General features: G+C 59.0%; 15 protein-coding genes. 14 read left to right on the top strand and 1 reads right to left on the bottom strand.

Translation table 11 applies throughout. The features are described 5' to 3' along the window. The first annotated feature begins 36 nt into the window (after positions 1 to 36). Entirely contained in the window at positions 37 to 2,427 is a 2,391-nt protein-coding gene (ligA, locus tag WG78_RS12520) for an NAD-dependent DNA ligase LigA (protein WP_053938162.1), read from the top strand. A 58-nt stretch (positions 2,428 to 2,485) separates the two neighbouring features. Here the strand turns inward: ligA and WG78_RS23100 are convergent, their stop codons facing one another. Further along, entirely contained in the window at positions 2,486 to 2,680 is a 195-nt protein-coding gene (locus tag WG78_RS23100) for a hypothetical protein (protein ID WP_236692036.1), read from the bottom strand. On the opposite strand from WG78_RS23100, the gene galU reads away from it, so the two are divergent. The 13 genes from galU (at position 2,597) to WG78_RS12580 (ending at position 18,336) form a co-directional block, all read left to right on the top strand. Next, positions 2,597 to 3,646, top strand: a complete 1,050-nt coding sequence (galU, locus tag WG78_RS12525) for a UTP--glucose-1-phosphate uridylyltransferase GalU (RefSeq protein ID WP_236692033.1) — start codon at positions 2,597 to 2,599, stop codon at positions 3,644 to 3,646. The two genes, WG78_RS23100 and galU, sit on opposite strands and share 84 nt — an antisense overlap. Before the next feature lie 153 nt (positions 3,647 to 3,799). Further along, on the top strand, positions 3,800 to 4,537 hold the full coding sequence (locus WG78_RS12530; RefSeq protein ID WP_053938163.1) for an S-methyl-5'-thioinosine phosphorylase: 738 nt from the start codon (positions 3,800 to 3,802) through the stop codon (positions 4,535 to 4,537). Positions 4,538 to 4,563: 26 nt separating this feature from the next. After that, positions 4,564 to 5,340 carry a glucose-1-phosphate cytidylyltransferase gene (gene rfbF / locus WG78_RS12535; RefSeq protein WP_053938164.1) on the top strand — a complete coding sequence of 259 codons (777 nt, stop codon included), beginning with the start codon at positions 4,564 to 4,566 and terminating at the stop codon, positions 5,338 to 5,340. A 5-nt stretch (positions 5,341 to 5,345) separates the two neighbouring features. Next, positions 5,346 to 6,416 (top strand): CDP-glucose 4,6-dehydratase, encoded by a 1,071-nt coding sequence (gene rfbG, locus WG78_RS12540; protein ID WP_201782427.1) that lies wholly within the window; start codon positions 5,346 to 5,348, stop codon positions 6,414 to 6,416. A gap of 3 nt (positions 6,417 to 6,419) precedes the next feature. After that, the gene (locus WG78_RS12545) at positions 6,420 to 6,971 is read left to right on the top strand and encodes a dTDP-4-dehydrorhamnose 3,5-epimerase family protein (protein ID WP_053938166.1); all 552 of its coding nucleotides are present in this window, start codon (positions 6,420 to 6,422) and stop codon (positions 6,969 to 6,971) included. After that, complete coding sequence (locus WG78_RS12550) at positions 6,968 to 8,191, top strand: class I SAM-dependent methyltransferase (protein WP_053938167.1); 1,224 nt, start codon at positions 6,968 to 6,970, stop codon at positions 8,189 to 8,191. Before WG78_RS12545 ends, WG78_RS12550 begins: the two co-directional genes overlap by 4 nt. Beyond that, the gene (locus WG78_RS12555) at positions 8,188 to 9,309 is read left to right on the top strand and encodes a DegT/DnrJ/EryC1/StrS family aminotransferase (protein WP_053938168.1); all 1,122 of its coding nucleotides are present in this window, start codon (positions 8,188 to 8,190) and stop codon (positions 9,307 to 9,309) included. Before WG78_RS12550 ends, WG78_RS12555 begins: the two co-directional genes overlap by 4 nt. Before the next feature lie 4 nt (positions 9,310 to 9,313). Continuing rightward, entirely contained in the window at positions 9,314 to 9,988 is a 675-nt protein-coding gene (locus tag WG78_RS12560) for an acetyltransferase (protein ID WP_053938169.1), read from the top strand. 39 nt (positions 9,989 to 10,027) lie between these two features. Further along, positions 10,028 to 10,813, top strand: coding sequence for a cephalosporin hydroxylase family protein (locus WG78_RS12565; protein WP_053938170.1), 786 nt, complete (start codon positions 10,028 to 10,030; stop codon positions 10,811 to 10,813). 20 nt (positions 10,814 to 10,833) lie between these two features. Continuing rightward, positions 10,834 to 12,348, top strand: a complete 1,515-nt coding sequence (locus WG78_RS23105) for a TIGR00180 family glycosyltransferase (protein ID WP_083459014.1) — start codon at positions 10,834 to 10,836, stop codon at positions 12,346 to 12,348. Then, the gene (locus tag WG78_RS12570; RefSeq protein WP_236692034.1) at positions 12,267 to 15,674 is read left to right on the top strand and encodes a rhamnan synthesis F family protein; all 3,408 of its coding nucleotides are present in this window, start codon (positions 12,267 to 12,269) and stop codon (positions 15,672 to 15,674) included. Before WG78_RS23105 ends, WG78_RS12570 begins: the two co-directional genes overlap by 82 nt. Before the next feature lie 539 nt (positions 15,675 to 16,213). After that, the gene (locus WG78_RS23315) at positions 16,214 to 17,836 is read left to right on the top strand and encodes a flagellin N-terminal helical domain-containing protein (RefSeq protein WP_053938172.1); all 1,623 of its coding nucleotides are present in this window, start codon (positions 16,214 to 16,216) and stop codon (positions 17,834 to 17,836) included. Positions 17,837 to 17,943: 107 nt separating this feature from the next. Continuing rightward, a complete protein-coding gene (locus WG78_RS12580) occupies positions 17,944 to 18,336 on the top strand; it encodes a flagellar protein FlaG (RefSeq protein ID WP_053938173.1) in 393 nt (130 codons plus the stop codon). Positions 18,337 to 18,359: the final 23 nt, after the last annotated feature.

Raw genomic sequence — 18,359 nt, forward strand, 5'->3', positions numbered from 1 at the left:
GGTTTTTCATTTTTCCTTGTTACTGGACTGTATGTAATGAGCGATCTCGACTTACAAAACACGGCCGCGCAGCTGCGCGAAACACTGCATAAATATGGGTATCAGTATTACGTGCTGGATGATCCGACGGTGCCCGATGCCGAGTACGACCGGATTTTTCGTGAGCTGCAGGCGCTGGAACTGGCGCATCCCGAGCTGATTACGCCTGATTCACCCACCCAGCGCGTGGGTGGCGCGCCGCTGCCATCGCTCAAGCCGGTGACGCATCGCGTGCCTATGCTGTCGCTCAATAACGCGTTTGAAGAAGAAGACGCACTGGCCTTCGACAAACGCGTGCGTGAAGCGCTGGGCGTGGCTGAGGTTTCTTATGATGTCGGCCCGAAGTTCGATGGCATGGCCATGAGCCTGACTTACGAGAACGGTGTGCTGGTGCAAGGCGCGACGCGCGGCGATGGCGCGACCGGCGAGGACGTCACCCCCAATGTACGCACCATCCAGGCCATTCCGCTTAAATTGCGCGGCACCAATCTGCCCACGCTGTTGGAAGTGCGTGGCGAAGTGCTGATGTTCAAAAAAGACTTTATTCGGCTGAATGAAGAACAAGTCGCGAAAGGTGACAAAACCTTCGCCAACCCGCGCAACGCCGCAGCCGGTGCCACGCGCTTGCTGGATTCGCGTATCACCGCCTCGCGCCGGCTTAATTTCTTTGCCTATGGCATTGCCACCTGCGAAGGCGCAACGCCGCCGAACACGCAAGCGGGCGTGATGGAATGGCTCAGCCAGTTGGGTTTGCCAATCTGTGAAGAGCGCGCCGTGGTTAAAGGCGGCGCAGGGCTGGTCGAGTACTACCGGCATATCGGCGCGGTGCGGCCCAGCTTGCCGTATGAAATCGATGGCGTGGTGTACAAGGTCAACGCGTTCGCGCAGCAAGAAGAACTGGGCTTTGTCTCGCGCGCGCCGCGCTGGGCCATTGCGCATAAATTTCCGGCGCAAGAAGCGTTGACCATTGTCGACGCCATTGATGTGCAAGTTGGCCGCACCGGCGCGATTACGCCGGTGGCGCGCTTGCAGCCGGTGTTCGTCGGCGGCGTGACCGTCACTAACGCCACTCTGCATAACGAAGACGAAGTGCGGCGCAAGGACGTGCGCATCGGCGATACCGTCATCGTGCGGCGCGCGGGCGATGTCATCCCGGAAGTGGTGGGCGTGGTGCTGGAAAAGCGCCCGATGCGCGATGTGCCCGGCGGCGATCTGTTCAACCCGGCGAAGGAGCCGTTGCAAGCGGCGTACCGCTTGCCTACGCAATGCCCGGTCTGCGGCTCGCACGTAGTGCGTGAAGAAGGCGAGGCCGTCGCGCGATGTTCGGGCGGCTTGGCTTGCCCGGCACAACGCAAGCAAGCGATTGCGCATTTCGCCGGTCGCCGCGCCATGGACATTGATGGCTTGGGCGAGCGTTATATCGATAACCTGGTCGATCTGGAATATGTGCACGGCGTAGCCGATCTGTATCGGCTGACGCTGGCGGACTTTGTCGAAATGAAACGCCGCGCCGATGAGCGCGACCAGAGCGTGCCCGCCGCCACGCAATCGGGCAAAGAAAGCCCGACCAAATGGGCTGAAAACCTGCTTGAGGCCATCCAGGCCAGCAAGCAACCCGCACTGGGGCGCATGCTGTTTGCATTGGGGATTCGCCACGTGGGCGAATCTACCGGCAAAACACTGGCCGACTGGTTGGGTACGCTGGAATTTGTGCGGCACGCGCCTGCACCGTTGCTGCGCGTGCTGCCCGATATTGGCGGCACGGTGGCCGACGCCATCGCCGATTTCTTTGCTGAAGAACGCAATCAGCAAGCATTGCAAGCGCTGCTCGACGCCGGCGTTACCCCGGCGGGCCAGCATGCACCGCATCCGGAGTTGCGTGACAAGCTCGAACCCGCCGAACTCTACGCCGCGTTGGGTGTGCCCAAGCTCACACCGGTGCGCAGCAAACAGTTGGCCAGCAGCGTGCCCGATCTGGCGGCTTTGGCGACCGCGAATGTCGACGATCTGACTGTGTTGCCGGCTGATGTGCGCGCGTCGCTGCAGCAATGGCTGAACGAACCAGGCCATAAACAGCAACTGCAAGCCTTGGCCGAATTGCGCCTTGCCTTGCTGGCGGCCTTGCCGGAAACCAGCGCCATCGCCGTCGGACCCTTGAGTGGCAAGACTTTGGTACTGACTGGCACATTGCCGACGTTGGGGCGCGACCAGGCCAAAGCCTTGATCGAAAACGCCGGAGGCAAGGTCTCGGGCAGTGTGTCCAAAAAGACCGATGTGGTGGTAGCGGGCGCCGAGGCAGGGTCGAAACTGACGAAAGCGGAAGAGCTCGGCATTATCATTTGGGATGAAGCTGCTTTACTTGTAGCCGTTGGCAGTATTACTACATAAATATTTTTTCTGTCTGGCTGTTGTCAAATACTTATGCCTTGTGTAATTATCGGTGCATTCACGCAGCGACGTTCATTTTATTGAACTCACGCAGGCGATCGAAAACCTGCTTGACGTCGTTGTTTAACTCATTGAACATGCCGCAATGCGCAAAACCGATGCCATCCGATTGTTTGGAAGCCAGTCTCGTCTCGCCGACGCCCTCGGGGTCGGTCGTTCTGCGGTTTCGCAGTGGCCGGACGAGCTGTTGCAACGCCAGACCGATCAGGTGACGGGCGCGGCGATGCGCATGGGCTTGCTGGATTCAGGTCAATACGTTAAGGGGTTTGGAATGCAAAAAATTCGCAAGGCAGTCTTTCCTGTCGCTGGTATGGGTACCCGCTTTCTGCCCGCCACCAAGGCAAGCCCGAAAGAAATGATGTCGATTGTCGACAAGCCGCTGATCCAGTACGCCGTTGAAGAAGCGCTGGATGCCGGTGTCACCGAAATGATCTTTATCACGGGCCGCAACAAGCGCTCGATCGAAGATCACTTCGACAAGGCCTATGAGCTGGAAAGCGAACTGGCCGCCAAGAACAAACAAAAGCTGCTGGATATCGTGCGCAATGTGCTGCCCAAGGGCGTGACCTGCGTGTACATCCGCCAGCCCGAAGCATTGGGTCTGGGGCACGCCGTGCTGTGCGCCAAGCCCGCCGTGGGCGACGAGCCATTTGCCGTTATCCTGGCCGATGACTTGATTGATGGCGCGACGTCCGAATTGAAATTGATGGTGGATTTGTTTGACGACACGCATTGCTCGGTGCTGGGTGTGGAGCAAGTGCCGCACGAAGATACCGGCTCGTACGGGATTGTTGAAGTCAACACCAGCGCGCCTAACCGCCTGAAAATCAACAACATCATTGAAAAGCCGAAGCCCGAAGAAGCCCCGTCCAATCTGGCCGTGGTGGGTCGTTATATTTTAACGCCGCGTATTTTCCATCATCTGCAACACGTGCAACCGGGCAAAGGCGGCGAAATCCAGCTTACCGATGGCATTTTTGCGCTGATGCAAGAACAGCATATTCTGGCGCATCGTCTTAAAGGCACGCGTTACGATTGCGGCAGCAAATTCGGCTTTTTGAAAGCCACTTACGAACTGGGTTTGAAACATCCGGAAGTGGGTGCGGAATTTGCGGAATATCTGCGTATGCGTGGCCAGATTGATTCGCTGGCAGCGTAAATTGCGTTAAGCCGCAAAATTTGCGGCATTGATTACAATAAATGAGGCGACATCTCTGGTGTCGCCTCATTTTCTTTTTTAAGATGGCGGCGTATGAGCCGATAAAGATAATACATTCCGGGCGATTGCCGCCTGGCTCTGCAGGAGAAGTCCATGCTCGCCATCATCGGCGGAACCGGCGCTGGCCAATTGGCCGATTTGCAGAACACGCGCCGCGAAGTAATTCGTACTCCTTATGGCGAGCCCTCGGGCGCGCTGACTTTTGGCGTGATTGCCGGCCACGACGTGGTTTTTATCGCGCGTCATGGCTATGGCCACACCCTGCCACCGCATCAGATCAACTATCGCGCCAATATCTGGGCATTGGCGCAGCAAAAACCCGATGCCGTGATTGCCATTGCCTCGGTGGGCGGCATCCGCGCCGATCTGCAGCCGGGCGCCCTGGTGATTCCTGATCAGATCATTGATTACAGCCACGGCCGGCATCAAACCTATTTTGAAAGCGGCCACCGTCCGGTAACGCATATCGATTTTACCGAGCCGTATGACCGTGCCTTGCGCCAGCAATTACTGGCCGCGGCGCAAGCTGAAAATATTGCCTTGATTGACGGCGGCACCTACGCCTGCACGCAAGGCCCGCGCCTGGAAACCACCGCCGAAATCCGCCGTATTGAGCGCGATGGCGGCGATATGGTGGGCATGACCGGCATGCCCGAAGCCGCCTTGGCGCGCGAACTGGGCCTGCATTACGCCACGCTGGCCGTGGTCAGCAACTGGGCGGCGGGCAAGGGCGACAGCAACCATAACGTCACCTTTGATCTGGCCGGCGATGCATTCCAGGGCGCGCTGCGACAAATCACCCGCATTTTGAGCCAGTTGGCGCGTACCTGATTGCCGCTGCAAAAAGGACAAACAATATGAAAGTCGTGATTCTGGCGGGTGGTCTGGGTACGCGATTAGGCGAAGAAACCGATTTGCGCCCAAAGCCGATGGTGGAAATTGGCGGGCGGCCGATTCTTTGGCACATCATGAAAAGCTATTCCAATTATGGCTTTCATGAATTCGTGATTCTGCTTGGCTATAAAGGCAATCAGATCAAGGAATTTTTTGCCAATTACTTTTTATATCAAGGCGATGTCACCATCGACCTGACCGATAACCAGATTACAGTGCACCGCAATCAATCCGAACCGTGGAAAGTGACTTTGCTGGAAACCGGGCGCGATACCATGACCGGCGGCCGCATATTGCGCGCCCGTGATTATCTGGGCGATGACGACTTTATGCTGACTTATGGCGATGGCGTTTCCGATATCGATCTGGATGCATTGCTGGCGCAACACAAAGCCAATCCGCAAGCGCTGGTCACGATGAGCACCGTGCAGCCCGAAGCGCGCTTTGGCATTGTCGGTTCGGACGACGCCGGCATGATCCGCGAATTCCGCGAAAAACCGGCGGGCGACCTGGGCTGGATCAACGCCGGCTTTATGGTATGCCGCCCGGGTGTCTTTGATTTTATTGAAGGCGACAGCACCGTGTTTGAAGCCGCGCCGCTGGAGACGCTGGCCACCAGCGGCCATTTGATGGCGTATCGGCATACCGGCTTCTGGAAATGCATGGATACGCTGCGCGATAAATTGCAGCTCAATCAGCTCTGGGCCGAGAAGCAAGCGCCCTGGAAAACCTGGGAATAACCGCGTTGTTTAATGACATTTATCGCGGCCGGTCGGTGTTTGTGACTGGCGATACGGGCTTTAAGGGTTCCTGGCTGGCGTTGTGGCTGCAACAGGCCGGCGCCGATGTCCACGGCTACAGCTTGCCCGCCGAGCCCGAACACGCGCACAGCCATGTGCTGGGCCTGGGCCATACGCAAACGCTGGCGGATATCCGCGATGTAGAAGCGTTGCGCCACGCCATGGCCACCGCCGCGCCAGAGATCATTTTCCATCTGGCCGCGCAACCGTTGGTGCTGACCTCGTACCAAGACCCGTTATCCACCTGGCAAATCAATGTGCAGGGCGCGGCCAACGTGCTGGAAATTGCGCGCCATTTGCCCTCGGTACGCGCCGTGGTCGTCATCACCACCGACAAATGTTATGAGAACCGCGAATGGCCGTGGGGCTATCGCGAAATAGACGCGCTGGGTGGGCATGATCCCTACAGCGCCTCCAAGGCCGCCGCCGAACTGGTCGCCGCATCCTATCGCGCCAGCTTTGCCGTGCGCGCCGAGATGCAGCCGCTGTATATCGCTACCGCGCGTGCCGGTAATGTCATTGGCGGCGGCGATTGGGCCCCATATCGGCTGATCCCGGATATTGCTCGCGCCGCGGCCGAAGGCGCTGCGGTTGAAATCCGCAATCCGCTGGCCATCCGTCCATGGCAACACGTGCTGGAATCGCTGAGCGCCTATCTGCTCATCGGCCAGCATCTCTTGCAAGAAAACAGCGCAGTGGCCTCGGCCTGGAACGTTGGCCCATCGGATGACGATATCGCGTCGGTGCAGGATGTGCTGACGCAGATGCAGAGCCACTGGCCCGAAGTGCAATGGCGCAAGATCGGCGCGCAAGCGCATGAAACCAACGCCTTGCGCCTCGATTCGTCGCGCCTGCGCCAGGGCCTGGGCTGGAAACCGGTGTGGACGTTGGCGCAAACGCTGGCGCATACCGCGCAGTGGTATCAGGCCTGGCAGCAAGGCCAGGTCTTGTCGGCGCTGCAATTGCAAACCTATCTCGACGATGCGCGCGCGGCGGGCATCGAGTGGGCGCAGTAAGCCATGCTGATCACGCCGTTGCCGATTGCCGGGGCAGCGCTGCTGACCACCGAGCGCCGTGGCGATACGCGTGGCAGTTTCGGCCGCTGGTATGGCGAAGACGAACTGGGCGACTGGCTGGGTGGCCAGCATATCGTGCAGATCAACCATTCCTTCAGCGCGCGCCAGGGCACGGTGCGTGGCCTGCATTTTCAGCATGCGCCGCAAGCCGAACTCAAAATAGTGCGTTGCCTCAGCGGCCAGGTATGGGATGTGTTTCTCGACCTGCGCCATGGATCGCCTACCTTTATGCAATGGCATGCCGAATGGCTGGATGGTCAGCATGACCGCGCATTGCTGATTCCACCCGGATGCGCACACGGTTTTCAGACGCAATCCGATGCCGTGCAAATGCTGTATCTGCACACTGCTTTTTATACGCCCGAGCTGGAAGGCGCGGTGCGCTACAACGACCCACGCGCGGCCATCGCCTGGCCGTTGCCCATTACCGAATTGTCGGCCCGCGACCAGGCCAACCCTTTGCTATCGCCGGATTTTGACGGAATCACATTATGAAATGCCGCCATTGCGCTCACGAACTTGAGCTGGATCTGGTTGATCTGGGCTTCTCGCCGCCCTCCAACGCCTACCTGACTCAGGCGCAGTTGTCCGAGCCCGAAATCCACTATCCATTGCGTGTAAAGGTGTGCCAGCACTGCTGGCTGGTGCAGACCGAAGACTTTGCGCGCCACGATTTATTGTTCAGCTCCGATTACGCGTATTTTTCATCGACCAGCAGCAGCTGGCTGGCGCATGCCGATGCCTATGTGGCCAAAATGGTGGAGCGCCTTGGCCTGACCACGCAGTCACATGTGGTGGAAGTGGCCGCCAATGATGGCTATCTGCTGCGCTATGTGCAGGCGCGCGGGATTCCCTGTCTGGGCGTGGAGCCTACCGCCAGCACCGCTGCCGCCGCGCGCAAACTGGGCCTGAATATCGAAGAAGTGTTTTTTGGCAGCGAAACCGCGCGCCGCTTGCGCGAGCAATACGGCGCAGCCGATCTGATGGTGTCCAACAACGTGTTGGCGCACGTGCCCGATATCAACGACTTTGTGCAGGGCTTCAAGATATTGCTGGCCGAGCACGGCACGTGGACCATTGAATTTCCGCATTTATTTAATCTGTTACGCCATTCGCAATTCGACACGATTTACCACGAGCATTTTTCGTATTTGTCTTTGCTGGCGGTGGAACACGTCCTGGGTGCGGCCGGTTTGCGCGCTTATGACGTTGAAGCCTTGCCCACGCACGGTGGCAGTCTGCGCATTTACGCCTGCCACGCCCATGCCGCGTTTGCCGAGACCGAAGCGCTGATCGCCATGCGCGCCGAAGAAGGAGAGGCGGGCCTGAATACCGCCGCGGCCTACGCGGATTTTCAGGCGCATGTAAAACGCGTGCGAACCGATTTTGTGCAGTTTCTGCTGGATTGCCAGCGCGAAGGCCGCACCGTCGCCGCTTATGGTGCAGCCGCCAAGGGCAATACGCTGCTTAATTACGCAGGCGTAAATAAAGAATGGCTGCCGCTGGTGGCCGATGCCGCCGCGTCCAAGCAAGGCAAGTTTTTGCCAGGTAGTCATATTCCGATTGTGTCGCCCGAAGCGCTGCTGGCGACCAAGCCCGATACCGTCATCATCCTGCCGTGGAATCTGCAGGCCGAGGTGATGCAGCAACTGGCCGTCATCCGCGAATGGGGCGGGCGCTTTGTGGTGGCGATTCCGGAGGTGCGCGTGCTATGAGCCAGGATCGCATTCTGTATACCAAGCCGTCGATTACCGCGCTGGAAGTGCAATACGCCACCGATGCCGCCGCCAATGGCTGGGGCGAGCATTGCTATGACTATCTCAACCGTTTTGAGCGCGAGTTTGCCGCGTGGATGGGCGTGCCGCATGCCATTGCCACCTCCAGTTGCACCGGCGCCATGCATATGGGTCTGGCCGCGCTGGATATAGGCGCGGGCGACGAGGTGATTCTGGCGGACACAAACTGGATCGCCACGGTCGCGCCCATCGTCCACGTGGGTGCGACGCCCGTGTTTGTCGATGTGCTGATTGATAGCTGGTGTATCGACCCGCAAGCCGTGCGCGCCGCCATTACCCCGCGCACCAAAGCGATTGTGGCGACACATCTGTACGGCAATCTGTGCGCGCTGGATGAACTGGCGGCCCTGGCCGAACAGCATGGCCTGGCGCTGATCGAAGACGCAGCCGAAGCCATCGGTTCGGTCTATCACGGTCGCCGCGCCGGAGCGAGCGCGCGCTTTGGCGTGTTCTCGTTTCATGGCACCAAAACCATGACCACGGGCGAGGGCGGCATGTTTGTCACGTCCGACGCCGACCTGTACGAGCGCGTGCTGACGCTCAGCAACCACGGTCGCAAGCGCGGCGAGACCAAACAATTCTGGCCGTCCGAAGTCGGCTTTAAATACAAGATGTCCAACCTGCAGGCGGCCTTGGGTTGCGCCCAGCTCAGCCGCATCGACGAGCTGGTGCGGCGCAAGCGCGAGGTATTCCAGCATTACCAGCAACGGCTGCAGCCGTATGTGGACAAAGGCGTACTGGCGATCAACCCCGAGGCGGCCAACACGCAAAACGGCTACTGGATGCCGACGGTGGTGTTTGCCAGCGCCACCGGCATTACGCGCGAACGTTTGCAACAAGCGTTTAAAACCGAAGACATCGATGCGCGCGTCTTTTTTAGCCCGCTATCCAGCACGCCGTCATTCAGCCCGGTGGCCACGAATACACTGGCCTATGACTTGCCCCATCGCGCCATTAATCTGCCCAGTTATCACGATCTGACCGAGCCGCAAATTGCGCGCGTGGTGGCGTGTTTGCTGAGCGTTTTGCCGGATTAAAGCGATGAAGCAAATCCTGCTATTGGGCGCCAATAATCCGGAATCGCCACGCATGCTTAAACGCGTGCGCGAAGCCACGGGCGCGCAATTTGCCGGTTATATTGATAATGACCCGGCCAAAGCAGGCACCGATTTTTATGGGCTGCCGATTTTTGGCGGCTTTGAGGTTTTGCCGCGCTTTAGTCCGCAAGAATACGATTTTGTGAATCTGATTTCGGGCGATTGCCACACCCGGCATCGCACCACGCAAACGCTGCGCGATGCCGGCTTTGAACTGGCCAATCTGATCCATCCGCAGATTGATCTGGACATGGTGCAATTAGGTCGCGGCATTTATTTGCGCGAAGGCGTGATTGTGCAAGCGGGCGTGCAACTGGCCGATAACGTCTGCATGCATATGGGCGCGCTGATCGGCCACGAAACCACCGTGGGTGTATCCAGCTTTATTGCGCCGGGCGTTAATGTGTGTGGCCTGGTGCAGATTGGTAAAGGCGTATTTATCGGGGCGGGGGCAACCATCATGCCGCGCCTTAAAATTGGGGATTGGGCCATTATTGGCGCGGGCGCTTTGATCAATAGAGATGTGCCAGCGGGCGCAGTAATGGTGGGCAACCCGGCGCGCGTACTTAAAACCCGCGATATTGCAGCATTGAACAACAGCAGCGTGGGCGATTGTTAAACAACGCCCCGCAACGCATCAGGCACGGAGACCGCCACAATGGCAGAAGATTTGCACGCCCAGTTTGCAGCAGAACGCCAACGCGATATCGCCGCACAGGGTCAAGACCCGGCAATGCACCAATTGGGCGTCGATTTTGTGGTGCGCACCCAGTCGTATAAATACACCTATAACTTTAGCGCGCTGGGTCGGCCCATTATCCAGTTGCCGCAAGATATGGTGGCCATGCAGGAACTGATCTGGCAGATCAAACCCGATCTGATTATCGAAACCGGCATTGCCCATGGCGGCTCGTTAATCCTGAGTGCATCGGTCCTGGCGCTGATCGATTATTGCGAAGCGGTGGAACAAGGCACGGTGCTCGATCCCAAGGCCAGCAAGCGCCACGTGATCGGCATCGACATCGATATCCGCGCGCATAACCGCGCGGCCGTTGAGGCGCATCCGCTGGCGCACAAAATCACCATGGTGCAAGGCTCATCGATTGCCGCCGAGACCGTGGCCAAAGTGCGCCAATTGGCGCAGGGCTACAAAACCGTATTGGTGTGTCTGGATTCCAATCACACGCATGCGCATGTGCTGGATGAATTAAACGCTTATGCCGATCTGGTTACGCCGGGCAGCTATTGCGTGGTCTTCGATACCATTGTGGAAGATATGCCTGTCGGGTCTTATCCCGATCGGCCCTGGGATATTGGCGACAACCCCAAAACCGCCGTGCACGCCTTTTTGCCGCAACACCCCGAATTCAGTATCGACCGCAGCATTCAGGACAAACTGCTGCTGACGGTGGCGCCCGATGGCTATCTGAAACGCGCCCTCTGAAATACCCCTCAGGATTCTAAATGATCGATACCGGCCCCCTGTTAACCCTGGTGATGCTGACGCACAATCGCCCGCGCTTTATGGCGCGCGCGATTCGCCATTACGCCAATATGCCGTACTTGCTGTTGGTGATGGATTCGTCGCCCGAAAGCAATGCCGAAGCGGCCGCGCAATACGCCAATGCCAACGTCAGCTATCAGCATTGCCCGGAATTTGCCTACGGCGCGATCATGCAGAAGATCCGCAAAGGCGTGGATCTGGTGCAAACGCCGTATCTGGCCTTTGTGACCGATGACGACTTTTTAACCCACGAAGGCCTGCACGAAAGCGCGGCTTTTTTGCAGCAGAACGACGATTACGCCATTTGCCATGGCTACTGCCTGATGTACCTGGCCGATGGCGAACGCGTGCATTACTTCTTGCGTGATCGCAAGGTGATGGAAGAGCACTCGGCTGATTTGAGTGTGTCGCGCATTCTGTCGTTTATGGATAACTTTATCCCGCCGTTTTATGCGGTGATCCGCACGCCGGTGGCGCTGGAGTGGTATCACGCCATTCCCGATGATATCCGCTGGGAATTCAACGAATTTGGCCACGCTTTCCATTTGCTGATGGCGGGCAAGGCGCGCTTGCTGCCGCTGCCGTATGTAATTCGCGAATTGAATTACCCGGCATCGGATCATCAAACCGATTTGCTGACGGCCTTGCACGATCCGGCCTTTGCGCCGGAAGACAAAGCCGCATTCTTTAACTGGCTGGCCGATTTATACGTGCAACTGGAGCCGGACCGCAGCCATAAAGACGCATTGCAAGTGGTGCAACAGGCGGCGCGCACGCTGGTGCAATGTCTGGGCACTAATAAATCGTTAACCGTGCAGGAAATTTTCTATTCGGAATGGCCGGATATGCGCGGTGCGCCGGACTGGAGTTTTACGCCCAAACAATATGTGGAAATGCCGTTTTATAACGCGCCATTCTTCCGCTATCTGGGCCAGATTGATTTGCTGTTGCGTGCCATGCCCGCAGGCAAGCTGCAATTGCAGGAACTGAAACCGAAGCTGGATGAGCAGGAGCTGGAAATCTCGCGCGCCTCGGTGGCGGAATTGAGTGGCGATGCCGAGAGCGCACGCATTGCGTTAGAAAAAGTCATCACGCAAAACCCGTTTCATATCCGTGCCTTGTGTGCCTTGTATACCTTGCTGGTGCGTCATGGTCAGGCCGAACGCGCCGAACCCTTGCGGCAGTGGGCGCGCCGGCTGGACCCGAATGCGCCCGTGGTGCGCGCGCTGGATCAGCCGTTGCTGCCTGCGGCCGTGACCGAAGCCATCGAAAACGCCACCCCGTGGTCGCCGCCGCAGCGGTCGGCCCGCGCGAGGCCGACGCCGCGCTGCCCGAACTGCCAGCCGAAGAGTTGCCAGCCACGCCGCCTGCGGTGGTGCGCCATCGCATCGCCGTGGTCTGCCATTTGTACTACCCCGATGTATGGCCTGAGCTGGTCACCACGCTCAAACGCATCAAAGTGCCGTTTGATCTGATCATTACCACCACGGCGGAACAGCGTCAGGACGTGCTGGGCCGCGTGGATGCCGAATATCCGCAAGCGCGCATTTATCTGGTGGAAAACCGGGGCAGGGACGTCGGCCCACTGTTCAAACTGCTGGATTACGAGCCGCTGCAGGATTACGACCTGGTCTTGAAGCTGCACACCAAAAAGTCACTGCACCAGGCCGAAGGGCATGGCGATGCGTGGCGCGCTGAATTGTATGGCGGGCTGGTGCCGGCCGATGGGATCGGCAGCGTGCTGGCCTTCTTTGATGCGCACCCGGAAGTGGGTCTGGTGGGCACCACCGGTTCGATGTGCAGCGCTGCGCGCGTGGCCGGCTCGCGCGGGGAAAACCTGCCGGGCACGCGCGAATGGGCGGCCAAACTGGGGCGTGACCCGGACGATCTGGAATACCTGTTCGTCGCGGGAAACATGTTCTGGGCGCGTGGTTTGCTGTTTGCCGCGTTGCGCGAATTGCGGGTGACGCAAGAGGACTTCGACGACGAACAAGGCCAGGTGGACGGTACGCTGGCGCACATCATGGAACGCGTGTTGCCGTTGGTGGCCGATCTGGCGGGTCTGAAAACCGCCGCGCTGCCGCTGCCCGCTTTGCCTGCCAATGTGCACACGCCCGTGGCCGTGACTGCGCCGTACGAACAATGGCTGCTGCAGCGCGCCTTTACGCTGAACGAAGCGCATCTGATCGACGCGCGCCGCAACCAGCTGCCGCCGCAACCGCTGCGGCTGTATATCGTCGATCGCATCGGCAATATGGCAGCGGTGGCGACCTCGCTCACCTCGTTGGCCGAGCAATATCACAAGCCAGTGCAAGCGGTGATTGTGTCGCCGTTGCCCAACCCCGATCCGACCAGCCAGAGCGGCATAGGCTGGCTGCAAGGCAGCGGTGCGTATGCGGATTTGCTCGCCGATGCCCAGAACGCCAGCGCGGCATGGGTCGGCTTTATCGAAGCGGGGGACCGCCTGACGCGTGAAGGCGTGTTGCTGGGTCTGGTGCAGGCGGCGGTGCAGCCCGAATGGCAATTGCTGTATTGGGACGACGACTGGCTGCATGAAAACGGCGCGCCTGATATGCCGCGACTGAAGCCTGACTTCAGCCCCGATCTGCTGCGCGCCATGCCTTATGCCGATGGCGTGGTGGTCGCGCGGCTGGGCGCCCTGCAACAGGCGTTGGCCCTGGGGCCGTTAGAGGCGGGCGCAGAACAGAATGACCTGATCTGCCGCGTGTATGAACAGCACGGCGTGAACGCGATCGCACATATCCCCGAGCTAGGCGTGCATCTGGCGCAATGGCCATGGCGTGGGCTGGACGAGCCGAACCGCGCCGCCGCGTTTGCGCGCGTCATCCGCGACCACCTGGCGCGCATCGGCCAGGCCGCCACACTGGAGCCCGGTTTGATCGGTGGCACGCTTAACGTGCGCTACGAGCATCCGACCGCGCCGCTGGTCAGTATCCTGATTCCGACCAAAGACCAGTTTTCGATGATTTCGCGTTGCGTTACCAGCCTGATCGAACACAACGTTTATCCGCTGTTTGAAATTCTGGTGATCGATAACAACACCAGCGAGCCCGATGCGGTGGCGTTTCTGGATGGGCTGATTGCGCTGAACAATCCGCAAATCCGCGTGTTGCGTTATCCGCAGCCGTTTAATTTCTCGGCCATGAACAATATGGCCGCGCGCGAGGCCAAGGGCGAATACCTGCTGCTGTTAAACAATGACACGGCCGCCATCCAGGACAACTGGCTAGAAGAACTGGTGCGCATCGCCTTGCGCCCGGACGTGGGCATGGTCGGTCCGCGTTTGTTGTACCCGGACGGTCGCGTGCAGCACGCGGGCGTGGTGCTGGGCTTGCGCGGCCCGGCGGACCATCCGTTTATCGGTATGAACCGTGACGAACGCGGTTATATGAACCGGCTGCAAGTCACGCAGAACTATTCGGCGGTGACGGCCGCGTGTGCACTAATCCGCACTTCGCTGTATCACGCCGTCGGCGGCATGGATGAGACGGCGTTCAAGGTCTCATACAACGATGTTGATCTGTGCTTGAAGGTACGCGCGGCGGGCTATCTGATTGTGTTTACGCCGCATGTGAGCGTGATGCATGAAGGCAGCGTTAGCCAACGCCAGCTGGATCCGGCGGCGGCGCAGGCCAAGGCGGACCGCTTCCGCGGTGAGCAGGACGAGATGTTGCAGCGCTGGTTGCCACAGTTGGCGCTGGACCCGTACTACAACCGCAATCTGTTGCTGCACGGCAATGGCTTCGAGCTGGACCAACGTCGGCCGGTGACGTTCCGCCCCATCAGCTGGACGCCGCCGCTGCGCATCATGTCGCATCCGGCTGATGTGATGGGCTGCGGCAACTACCGCATCATGCAGCCGTGGAATGCACTGGAAGCCGCGGGCATGATCAGCGGCGTGGTATCGATGGAGTTGCTCAATCCGCTGGATTTGCGCCGGATTGATCCGGATGTGCTGGTGTTCCAGCGCCAGATTACTGAAGAACAGATCGGCTTTATGGCGCGCTCGGCGCAGTTCCAGCGTGCGTATCGCATTTATGAGCTGGATGACTATCTGCCCAATCTGCCGATCAAGAGCCTGCATCGGCACCATATGCCGAAAGACATTCTGCGGTCTTTGCGCCGGGCGGTGCAGTTGACCGATCGCTTTGTGGTCAGCACCGAGCGGCTGGCTGAGGCGTATTCCGATCTGCACAACAATTTTCATGTGGTGCATAACTATCTGCCGCCGGCGTGGTGGGGCAATCTGCCGCCGCAGCGCAGCCGGGGCGCACGGCCGCGCGTGGGTTGGGCGGGCGGCATCAGCCACACCGGTGATCTGGAGCTGATTGTTGATGTGGTGCGCGAGTTTGCCGGCACCGTGGATTGGGTGTTTTTTGGCATGTGCCCGGACAAGCTGCGGCCCTATATCGCCGAGTACCACGAAGGGGTGCCGATCGACCGTTATCCGGCCAAACTGGCCAGCCTGAAACTGGATCTGGCGCTGGCGCCGCTGGAGCACAATGTTTTCAATGAATGTAAGAGTAATCTGCGTTTGCTGGAATACGGCGCTTGCGGTTTTGCCACCATTTGTACCGATATCGTGCCGTACCAGGGCGACCTGCCAGTCACCCGAGTGCGCAACCGGCACAAGGACTGGGCCGACGCCATCCGCATGCATCTGGCCGATCTGGATGCCACTTGGGCAGCCGGCGACGCGCTGCGCGAAGCGGTGCTGAGCCGCTGGATGCTGCAGGGCGAAAATCTGGGCAAATGGCTGAAGGCGTGGAGCCCGGACTAAGCCGCAGTCGCATAGGGTGGGACTCGGCGTCCCCGTCATGACCCACCGCCCAAAGCCATGGAGCGCAGCCATCGGCGTAATGCTCGTCGGCTTTGAATGGTGGGTCGTGACCCACCCTATGCAAACGCAGCCACAGAATAGGGTGGGTCATGACCCACCACCCAAAGCCGTGGAGCGCAGCCACTGCGTAACGTTTGTCGGCTTTGAATGGTGGGTCATGACCCACCCTATGAGATGTTTCAAAGACCAACCGTAGGGTCTTGATGATCAAAAAGGTGGATTAGCCCAGGACTGCACCTGGGTTCATGCGCTTTTGCATGAAAGCTTCTCAAGTTTTTTGGGCTGTTACCGATACATGGCTTACAGGCAAGGGGAACGTTCATCGGCGTTTTTCTGCCGTGCAATCGTTAATCACCGGCGAATCAAATTTTTTCGCATTTTTAACTAAAGAACGTTCAAGGCCTGTCGATAAGTGTTTCAAGGGCGCTGTGTTGCGTCTGAAACTCAAGCAGATATGCCTCTAAGAGGAGCAATACACCATGTCAATGGTCATCAATACAAACGTCGCGTCACTGGACGCACAGCGTAACCTGTCCAATTCCCAATCGTCGTTGAGCACGTCGCTGCAACGTTTGTCTTCTGGCCTGCGCATCAACAGCGCCAAGGATGACGCGGCTGGCCTGGCCATCTCGGCCCGCTTCACGTCGCAAATCAACGGTATGGATCAGGCCACCCGTAATGCCAACGACGGCGTTTCGCTGTCGCAGACCGCTGAAGGCGCGCTGGGCGATATGGGCGATATGGTTCAACGTATTCGTCAGTTGGCCGTGCAGTCGGGTAACGCCACCAACTCCACGTCTGACCGTCAAGCCCTGAACGCGGAAGTGAACCAGCTGGTTTCCGAAATGGACCGCACGGCCACGACCACCCAGTTCAACGGCCAGAACCTGTTTGACGGCAGCTTTACTGCCGCTGTGTACCAGGTGGGCGCCAACGCCAACCAGACCATCACCGCAACCACCGCTAACTTCCGTACCAACCAGTACGGTACTTATCAAATGGGCGGCGGCCTGGGTACCGGCGAACTGGCCATCACTTCTGAAGTGTCCGGCTCCACCGAAGGCGCTGTGGGCGCGACCGGTACCGTTGCGGTCAGCAACGCGGTCGTGACTTCCAGCGGCACGATGTCGATCAACGGCAAGTCGATTTCCGTGTCGGGCACCGACATGGCTTCCGACGTGGCTGCCAAGATCAACGCGGCTAACACTGGCGTTAAAGCAACTGCACGTACTGAAGTTGATCTGTCGTTCGGTTCGGGCTCGTACAGCCTGGCCCTGGCTTCGAACAACAACACCTACGTCGGCGTGGCCTTCAGCGTAACGTCTTCGGTTTCGGGTCAAGCTCCGACCGCTTCCGATTACAACCAGGCTGTGAACGCGTTCAACGCACAACAATCGCAAACGGGTGTTGTGGCTCAGCTGTCGTCCTTCACGGACAACACCGGCGCCGTCACCTACGGTATCAAACTGACCAACGATTCTGGCACCAACATCCAGATGACTTCGGCTAGCGGCGTATCGAGCGGCTTCGGCGGTTCGGTGACCCAGTACAACCTGGATACCACCAACTCCACCGGCAACAACCAGTACACCACCGGTACTGCACTGACCAGCGCAGCAGGTTCGGGCAGCTTTACCTTCGGTGGCCAGGTGGTGTTGAACTCGGCTAACTCGTACTCGGTAACCACCAGCGGCGCAGGCTTTGCTTCTGGCGTATTCACCACCAAGAACAGCGACGGCACCATCAACGCTTCGTTCACTTCGGGTGCTGTGAACACTGCAGAACTGAAGACCGTGCAAAGCCTGGATGTGTCGACGGTAGACGGCGCCACTCAAGCACTGCGTATCGCGGACGATGCACTGTCGTACATCGACTCGCAACGCGCTCAGCTGGGTGCTCTGCAAAGCCGCTTTACGTCCACCATCTCGAACCTGTCCACGACGTCCGAGAACCTCTCGGCCGCACGTAGCCGGATTCAGGATACGGACTTTGCGTCGGAAACCGCGAGCTTGACCAAGTCGCAGATTCTGCAACAAGCGGGCACCGCGATGCTGTCGCAAGCCAACTCGCTGCCGCAAAGCGTACTGAGCCTGCTGAAGTAAGCGCCAGCGCTGACTGAAGCAACGCCCCGGGGCAACCCGGGGCCGCAATACCGCCCCGATGCAGCTGGTTCTGCCTCGGGGCTTTCCGCGTAACAGGAGACACGATCATGCAGATCCCGTCCGCTAGTGCCGCCGTTGCCCTTGTGCCCACACCCACTGCCTCGGGTGCCACCGCGACCACCACGCCCGCGCCGCCGATTTTAGGCAGCGCCAGCAGCACTGGTAGCGGCAGCGCACAACCGCTCGATCCCACCGCCAAAGCCACCGCCAGCGCGACCTCCACGCAAGATGCGGTCGACAAACTGAACGAAGCGCTCAAACAGTATTCCAAGACCAGTACGCTGGAATTTACGGTGGATGACGCCACCAAAATGCGCCTGGTCAAAGTCATCGATACCCAATCGAAAGAAGTGATCCGCCAGATTCCATCCGAAGAAGCGGTCCAGATCGCCACCGCGATCGATAAATTTCAGGGTTTGTTGATTAAAGATTCGGCCTGACCGGTCGATAAACAGGTATCACC

This window comes from Amantichitinum ursilacus (assembly GCF_001294205.1).
GTDB classification, from domain to species: domain Bacteria; phylum Pseudomonadota; class Gammaproteobacteria; order Burkholderiales; family Chitinibacteraceae; genus Amantichitinum; species Amantichitinum ursilacus.